5 protein-coding genes and 1 pseudogene are annotated in these 7377 nt (G+C 68.9%); all 6 read right to left on the reverse strand.

Annotated features, from left to right (window positions below):
- Nucleotides 1-998, reverse strand: a pseudogene (locus VTU_RS27385) (THUMP domain-containing class I SAM-dependent RNA methyltransferase); the annotation flags it as partial.
- 20 nt (nt 999-1018) lie between these two features.
- Nucleotides 1019-2593: an RNA polymerase factor sigma-54 gene (locus VTU_RS0114575; RefSeq protein ID WP_010105413.1), complete on the reverse strand. Its 1575-nt coding sequence runs from the start codon at nt 2591-2593 to the stop codon at nt 1019-1021.
- Complete coding sequence (gene lptB / locus VTU_RS0114580; RefSeq protein ID WP_029554422.1) at nt 2593-3360, reverse strand: LPS export ABC transporter ATP-binding protein; 768 nt, start codon at nt 3358-3360, stop codon at nt 2593-2595. Before lptB ends, VTU_RS0114575 begins: the two co-directional genes overlap by 1 nt.
- Before the next feature lie 11 nt (nt 3361-3371).
- Complete coding sequence (lptA, locus tag VTU_RS0114585) at nt 3372-4025, reverse strand: lipopolysaccharide transport periplasmic protein LptA (protein ID WP_010105415.1); 654 nt, start codon at nt 4023-4025, stop codon at nt 3372-3374.
- Nucleotides 4026-4256: 231 nt separating this feature from the next.
- On the reverse strand, nt 4257-4805 hold the full coding sequence (locus VTU_RS0114590; RefSeq protein WP_010105417.1) for a phasin family protein: 549 nt from the start codon (nt 4803-4805) through the stop codon (nt 4257-4259).
- 311 nt (nt 4806-5116) lie between these two features.
- Nucleotides 5117-7377 (reverse strand): phosphoenolpyruvate carboxylase (gene ppc, locus VTU_RS0114595; protein WP_010105418.1); only part of this gene is annotated, 2261 nt, incomplete at its 5' end.

The following is a 7377-nucleotide window of genomic DNA, read 5'->3' on the forward strand; positions in this document are numbered from 1 at the left end:
CGCGGCGCGTGCGCCGGCGTTGCCGCCGGCGACACCGGCTGCGGCGATGCGCTCGCCGTATGGGGGTTGAGCAGCATCACGCCGGCCTGCGCGCAGGGGGGCTGGCGTTGCAGTGCGTCGCCGCCGCGCAGTTGCACGGCGTCGGCGACGCCCGCGCGCTCGGCGTTGCGTGCGGCGAAGTCGACCATGCGAAAAGCCACGTCGCTGCCAAAAATGGGCACGGGGCTGGGTCGGATGGCGTCCGCGGCCTCGTCTTTCATCGCGGTCCACGGCTGCGCCTGAAAGGGCAGCAGTTTCTCAAAGGCAAAGCGCCGCCGCATTCCGGCGGGAATGCGGCAGGCGATTTGCGCGGCCTCGATGGCGATGGTTCCGCTGCCACAGCAGGGGTCGTACAGCGGCACGGGTTGCGCGCCCAGCGGGTCCCAGCCGCTTGCGGCGAGCATGGCTGCGGCGAGCGTTTCCTTGAGCGGCGCGGCGCCCGTTTCCTCGCGCCAGCCGCGTTTGAACAGCGGCTCGCCCGAGGTGTCGATGTAGATCGTGGCCTCGTCGGCGCTCAGGTGCAGGTGGATGCGCACGTCGGGCCACTGCGTGTTCACGTCGGGTCGCACGCCGCTCTGGGTGCGGAAGCGGTCGGCCACGGCGTCCTTGACCTTGAGCGCGGCGAAGTTCAGGCTTTGCAGCGGGCTGTTCCGGGCCGTGGCTTCGACCTTGAAGCTTTGGCGCGGGGTGAACCAGGATTCCCAGGCCACTTCGCTGGCCGCGGCGTACAGGTCGTTTTCCGAGCGGTACGGGCGCTGCGCCAGCCGCACCAGCACGCGCTGGGCCAGGCGGCTGTGCAGGTTCAGCCGCAGTGCGTCGCGCCACGCGGCACGCAGCAGCACGCCGCCGCGGCCCGTGAGCAGGTCTTGCCCCGTCAGGCCGGTGATGCGGTGCACTTCGTCGGCCAGGTACGGCTCCACGCCTGCTGCGCAGGGAAGGAAGAGCGGGAGTGGGTGCATGGGGCCGTGCATGGCGGTTATTAAAGCGCCTTGCGCAGATTCGCCGGCGCGATCTTCAGCGCCTCGCGGTATTTGGCCACGGTGCGGCGCGCGCATTCGATTCCCTGCTCCTTGAGCAGCGCGGCGATCTGGCTGTCTGACAGGGGCTTGGCGGGGTTTTCCGCGGCGACGAAGCGTTTCATGAGCGCGCGCACGGCGGTGCTCGATGCGCTGCCGCCCGTTTCGGTGCCCAGGCCCGAGCCGAAGAAGTACTTGAGTTCGTAGGTGCCGATGGGCGTCGCCATGTACTTGGCGGTGGTCACGCGGCTGATGGTCGATTCGTGCAGGCCCAGTTCGTCCGCAATGTCGCGCAGCACCAGCGGCCGCATGGCCAGCTCGCCGTGCGTGAAGAATTTCTTTTGCCGCTCGACGATGGCGCGCGAGACGCGCAGGATGGTGTCAAAGCGCTGCTGGATGTTCTTGATGAACCAGCGTGCCTCTTGCAGGCGCTGCTGCATGCCCTGGTGCCCTGCGCCGCCCTTGTAGCCGCGCAGCGCGCCGGCGTAGATGTCGTGCACGCGCAGGCGGGGCAGTACGTCGGGGTTGAGCTGGACGATGAGGTGGTGCTGGCCGTCCCGCCCATTCATGCGCCCGGCCTTGCGCACGATGACGTCGGGCACGACGATGTTGCGCTCCACGTCCGCAAAGCAGCGGCCCGGGCGGGGCTCCAGGCGGGTGATCAGCGCCATGGCCGCGCGGGTGCGTTCCTCGTCGCCGCCGCAGGCCTGGGTGAGCCGGCGCACGTCGCGCCGGGCGAGCATTTCCAGCGGTTGCTGGCAGATGCACAGAGCGGTTTGCACGGTGTCGGGGTCGGCCTCCTTGTCCTGGGCCAGGGCGTCGAGTTGCAGCGTCAGGCACTCGGCGAGATTGCGCGCGCCCACGCCCACGGGCTCCAGGCTTTGCAGCAGGTGCAGGGCCACCGTGAACCGGTGCAGCAGTTCTTCGACCTGCTGCGGGTCGTCCGGACCGGCCAGGCTGATCGCCAGCGCTTCGGGCGGGTCTTCCAGGTAGCCGTCGTCGTTGAGCGATTGGATGAGGAAGTGCAGCGCGGCGCGGTCGGTCTCCGACAGGCGCAGCACCAGGGCCTGGCGTTGCAGGAACGCGGTCAGCGATTCCTGCGTGCGCGCCAGCTCGGTGGCGTCGATCTCGTCGCCTTCGGCGTCGTTGCGGTTGCGCGAGGGCGCGTCGCCGCCCCACTCCGCGTCGTTGGGCGCGATCTCCACGCTGCCGTCGCCGCCCCAGTCGGGCTCCTGCGCCGCGGTGTCCCAGGCGTCGGCGTCCCCCGGCGTCTCGGCGCTGCTGCCCGAGGCGCCGGCAAAGAGCGCCTCGTCGGCGCCGTAGTCGTCGATTTGCACGGGCGTGTCCGCGGCGTCGAGGCCAAACTCCTCGCCCGGCGCCGTGTCCGCCGCGCGCTCGAGGAACGGGTTTTCGTCGAGCATCTGCTCGATCTCCTGCGAGAGCTCGAGCGTGGACAGTTGCAGCAACCGGATGGACTGCTGCAGCTGAGGGGTCAGTGCCAGATGCTGCGAGACGCGCAGCGACAGACCGGGTTTCATCACATTCTGAAATGCTCGCCGAGGTAGACGCGGCGCACCTCGGCGTTGGCGACGATTTCGGCCGGCGTGCCCTGCGCGAGCACGCGCCCGTCGCTGATGATGAAGGCGTGGTCGCAGATGCCCAGCGTCTCGCGCACGTTGTGGTCGGTAATCAGCACGCCGATTCCGCGTGCCTTGAGGAAGCCGATGATGCGCTGGATCTCGATCACGGCAATGGGGTCGATTCCGGCAAACGGCTCGTCCAGCAGGATGAAGCGCGGCCGCGTGGCCAGCGCCCGGGCGATCTCGACGCGGCGGCGCTCGCCGCCCGACAAGGCGAGCGCGGGGGAGGCCCGCAGGTGGTCGACGCGCAGTTCCTGCAGCAGGGCCGTCAGGCGCTCTTCCAGGGCGTCCCGGGAGAGCGGCAGGTGGTCGTCCCCGCGTTGCAGTTCCAGCACGGCGCGCACGTTTTCCTCGACCGACAGCTTGCGGAAGATGGATGCCTCCTGCGGCAGATACGACAGGCCCAGGCGCGAGCGCCGGTGGATCGGCATGTGCGCGACCGAGCGGTCGTCGATGCGGATGTCGCCCGCGTCGCTGCGCACCAGCCCCACGATCATGTAAAACGAGGTCGTCTTGCCGGCGCCGTTGGGGCCGAGCAGCCCGACGACCTCGCCCTTTTGCACGGCCAGCGAGACGTCCTTGACGACCTTGCGGCTGCCATACGACTTGGCCAGGTGCTGCACCTCCAGGCGGCTGCCCGCCTGGGTGCCAGGGCCGGCATGCACGGGTTGCGCGCTCACTTGTCGCCACCAAGACGGTTGCTCGGGCGCAGCACGGGGGCTGGCAGCACCGGTGCGGCTGCAGGGGGCGCTGCATCGTCCTTGGGCGGGGCCTTGGGGGCCAGCACCGCGCGCGCGCGGCCGGTGGGTGCGCCGCCGGCGCCGCTCGAAGATGCGCGCTCGCCGTCCACCGTGAGCACGTCGGTCAGGTTGTTGTAGACGATCACGGCGCCCGTGATCTCGTCGCTGAGCTGCGCACCGCGGTAGCGGCGCAATTCGGCACGGCTGACGAAGCGCATCCTGTCCGCCTTGCCGTCGTATTCGATGACTTCGCTCTCGCCCTCGACGAATTCGTCCGGCACACCCGCCGCGGTATCGCGCTTTTGGCGAAAGAAGGCGCGTTTTCCGGCCTCGGCGGTGAGTACGCCGTGCTGGTAGCCGTCGGTATCCTGGCGCAGTTCGAGCCGCGCGCCGCGCAGCAGGATCGAGCCCTTGGACATGACCACGTGGCCCGAAAACGCGCTCGTCTGCTTGAGTTCATCGTGGCGCAAAGTGTCCGCCTCGATGTTCATGGGCTTGCCGCGGTCCGCCCTTTCGGCATGCGCCGTTCCCAGGGGACAGGCGAGGGCCGCGAGCAGGAGGACGGGGGGATGCGGTGATTCATGGGGCATGATTCTTGCGGGAATTCATTTAACTCATTGTATCCACCGGCTTGCGCGGCCCAAGCGGCTCCGCAGGGGTGCGCCCCGGTTTTTCATGCGCCAAGTGCACCCGGAAAGCGCCCGAAAAAAAGGCCCGGCTATGAACCCGGGCCTGAAAGGATCCCGGAAACGGAGGTTTCGCGAGGATCCAAGGAGACAACTGGTGCGCCAAGGGCCTGCGCGCTCCAGGGCGCAGATTGCTTAGCGCTTGCGCGGAACGGCGGCCTTGGCCGCGTTCGCTGCGGTGTTGGTTACGGCGTTGAAGTTGGCTTCGGCCACGTCAGACGCTTGCTTGACGGCTTTTTGCACCGATTCAAACGCATTGTTGGCCGCAGAGACGGCGCTCTTCATCACGGCCACGGCGGTTTCGGAACCGGCGGGGGCGTTCTTGGACGCGCTGTCGACCAGGTTGGAGAAGGTCTTCTGGGCGTCGGCGGCCTGCGCTTCAAAGGCCCTGCCGAACTCGGTGCCGGTGCCCGAGGCGATGTCGTACAGGTGGCGGCTGTACGCGGCGGTCTTTTCGGCCAGCGGCTGGAACAGGCTCGCTTGCAGCGCCAGCAGTTCCTGCGCGTCCTTCACGCCGAGCACGGCCTGGGTGTGCTCGGCGGCCTCCGTTAGCGCGGCGCGCGAAGCGCTCACGTTCAGTTCGACCAGTTTTTCCACGCCCTCGAAGGCTTTGGTGGTCAGACCGAACAGGGTCTCGATGTTGGCCTTGTGCGAGGCCAGGATTTGTTCAGCGGTCAGCGTCATGTCATGTTCCCGAAAAATGCGGCCCCGGGGGCCAAGGTTGGCTTGCAAAGTACTTGCCGAAGTATCTGCGCTGCTTCCAATCCGGAGAGTCATGTTGCAGTGCAGCATGGAAACGCATCTTAGGGACTTGCCGCGCGATTGCAAGGGAAATTTTGTTGCAGCGCAGCAAATCAAGGTAACTGCCTGAACGTTCTGCATCGCGCCGCGCCGGTTGCGCCGTGTCCGGGGCCGCCGGCGCGGGCGCGGGCGGAATGCGCGGTCGCCGAGCCGCGCAGCGCCCTTGCGAATGGCCGGCGCATGCGATCGCGCCCTCACCCGGTATTGCGCAAGCCGGCCGCAATCCCGTTGATCGAGATGTGGATCCCGGTCTGCACGCGCTCGTCGCCCTGCCCGGCGCGCCAGCGGCGCACCAGTTCCACCTGCAGATGGTGCAGCGGGTCGATGTACGGAAAGCGGTGCGCGATGGACCGGGCCAGCGCCGTGTTGTGCGCCAGGCGCTGCGCGTCGCCGGTGATGCGGGTGAGCGCGTCGGCCGTGCGCTGCCATTCGGCCTCGATGGCGTGGAAGATCTTTTTGCGCAGGCGGGTGTCGGGGACGAGTTCGCTGTAGCGCGAGGCCAGCGCGAGATCGCTCTTGGCCAGCACCATGTCCATGTTCGACAGCAGCGTGCGCAGGAACGGCCACTGGCGGTACATCCTCTGCAGCAGCGCCAGCTGCGCCCCGGGGTCCTTGCCCTCCTGGTTCACGAAGGCCGCGACCGCGGAGCCAAACCCGTACCAGCCGGGCAGCGTGAGGCGGCACTGGCCCCAGCTGAAGCCCCAGGGGATGGCGCGCAGGTCTTCGATCTTCTGGCTGGCCTTGCGCGACGCGGGGCGTGAGCCGATGTTGAGCTCGGCGATCTCGCGGATCGGCGTGGCGTGGAAGAAGTATTCGGTGAAGCCCGGGGTCTCGTACACCAGCGCGCGGTAGCTGTCCATGCTGGTGCGCGAGAGCGCTGCGGCGGCCTCCAGAAACGCCCGGGGGGCGGGCTTGGTGGGTTGCAGCAGCGTGGCCTCGAGCGTGGCCGCCACCAGGGTCTCGAGGTTGCGGCGGCCGATCTCGGGGTTGGCGTATTTCGATGCGATGACTTCGCCCTGCTCCGTCAGGCGGATCTGCCCGCGCACCGTTCCCGGCGGCTGCGCCAGGATGGCCTGGTAGCTCGGGCCACCGCCGCGCCCCACGGTGCCGCCGCGGCCGTGGAACATGCGCAGCTGTATGCCGTGGCTCGCGGCGAGTTCGTCGAACAGCTGCACCAGCGCGATTTCGGCGCGGTACAGCTCCCAGTTGCTGGTGAAGATGCCGCCGTCCTTGTTGCTGTCGGAGTAGCCGAGCATGATGTCCTGTTCGCCGCCGCTGCGCTGCACCAGCGCGGCCACGCCGGGCAGCGCGTAGAACGCGCGCATGATGTCCGCGGACTGCGCCAGGTCTTTGATGGTCTCGAACAGCGGCACCACGATCAGGTGGCTGCGCGCCGGGGAGTCGAGCGTGCCGTCCATCAGGCCGACTTCTTTTTGCAGCAGCAGCACTTCGAGCAGGTCGCTCACCGCTTCGGTGTGGCTGATGATGTAGTGGCGTATGGCCTCGTGGCCGAAGCGCGCGCGCAGCGCGCGCGCCGCCTCGAAGATCGCGAGTTCACCCTGCGTGTGCGCGCCGTACCGGGCGCCGACGACGCGCAGCGGGCGCGCGTCGTTGAGCAGCCCGATCAGCAGCGCGCACTTGGCGGCCTCCGGCAATCCGGCGTAATGGGGCTCGACGCGGGCCGTGGCGAGCAGCTCGGCGAGCACCTCCTCGTGCTTGTCCGAGCTTTGGCGCAGGTCCACCGTCGCCAGGTGAAAACCGAACACCTGCACGGCGCGGATCAGCGGGTGCAGGCGCTCCGCGGCCAGGGCCTGGCCGTGGTGCGATGCGAGCGAGGCCTCGATCACGTGCAGGTCGGCGAGAAACTCCTGCGCGTCGGCGTAGGCGTTCTGCGGCGCGACCGCATGGCGCGCGGCCTCGCCGCCGGTCAGCTCGCGCAGCGTCGCGGCCAGGCGGGCGTAGATTCCCGTGAGCGCGCGGCGGTAGGGCTCGTCCCGGCGGTGTTCGCTGGTGTCGGGCGAGCGCAGCGCCAGCGCCTGCATCGCGTCCGAGACCTGCACCAGGCGCGCGGACAGCGAGAGCTCGCCGCCCAGGTAATGCACCTCGGTCAGGTAGTGGCGCAGCGCCACCTCGGACTGGCGGCCGAGCGCGTGCTCCAGGGTCTGCGCCGTGACGTTGGGGTTGCCGTCGCGGTCGCCGCCGATCCACTGGCCCATGCGCAGAAAGCTGTGCACGGGGTGCGGACCGAGTTCGTTTTCCAGCGCGGCGTAGATCTTGGGGATCTCGCGCAGGAAGGTGGCCTCGTAATAGGAGAGCGCGTTCTCGATCTCGTCGGCGACGGTGAGCCGGCTGTAGCGCAGCAGGCGCGTCTGCCACAGCTGGGCCACGCGCGCGCGCAGCCGGGCCTCGTTGGCGGCCAGCGCGCGCGGGGTCAGCGCGTCCGGGGCGCCGCCGT

The organism is Verminephrobacter aporrectodeae subsp. tuberculatae At4, assembly GCF_000193225.1.
GTDB classification, from domain to species: domain Bacteria; phylum Pseudomonadota; class Gammaproteobacteria; order Burkholderiales; family Burkholderiaceae_C; genus Acidovorax; species Acidovorax aporrectodeae.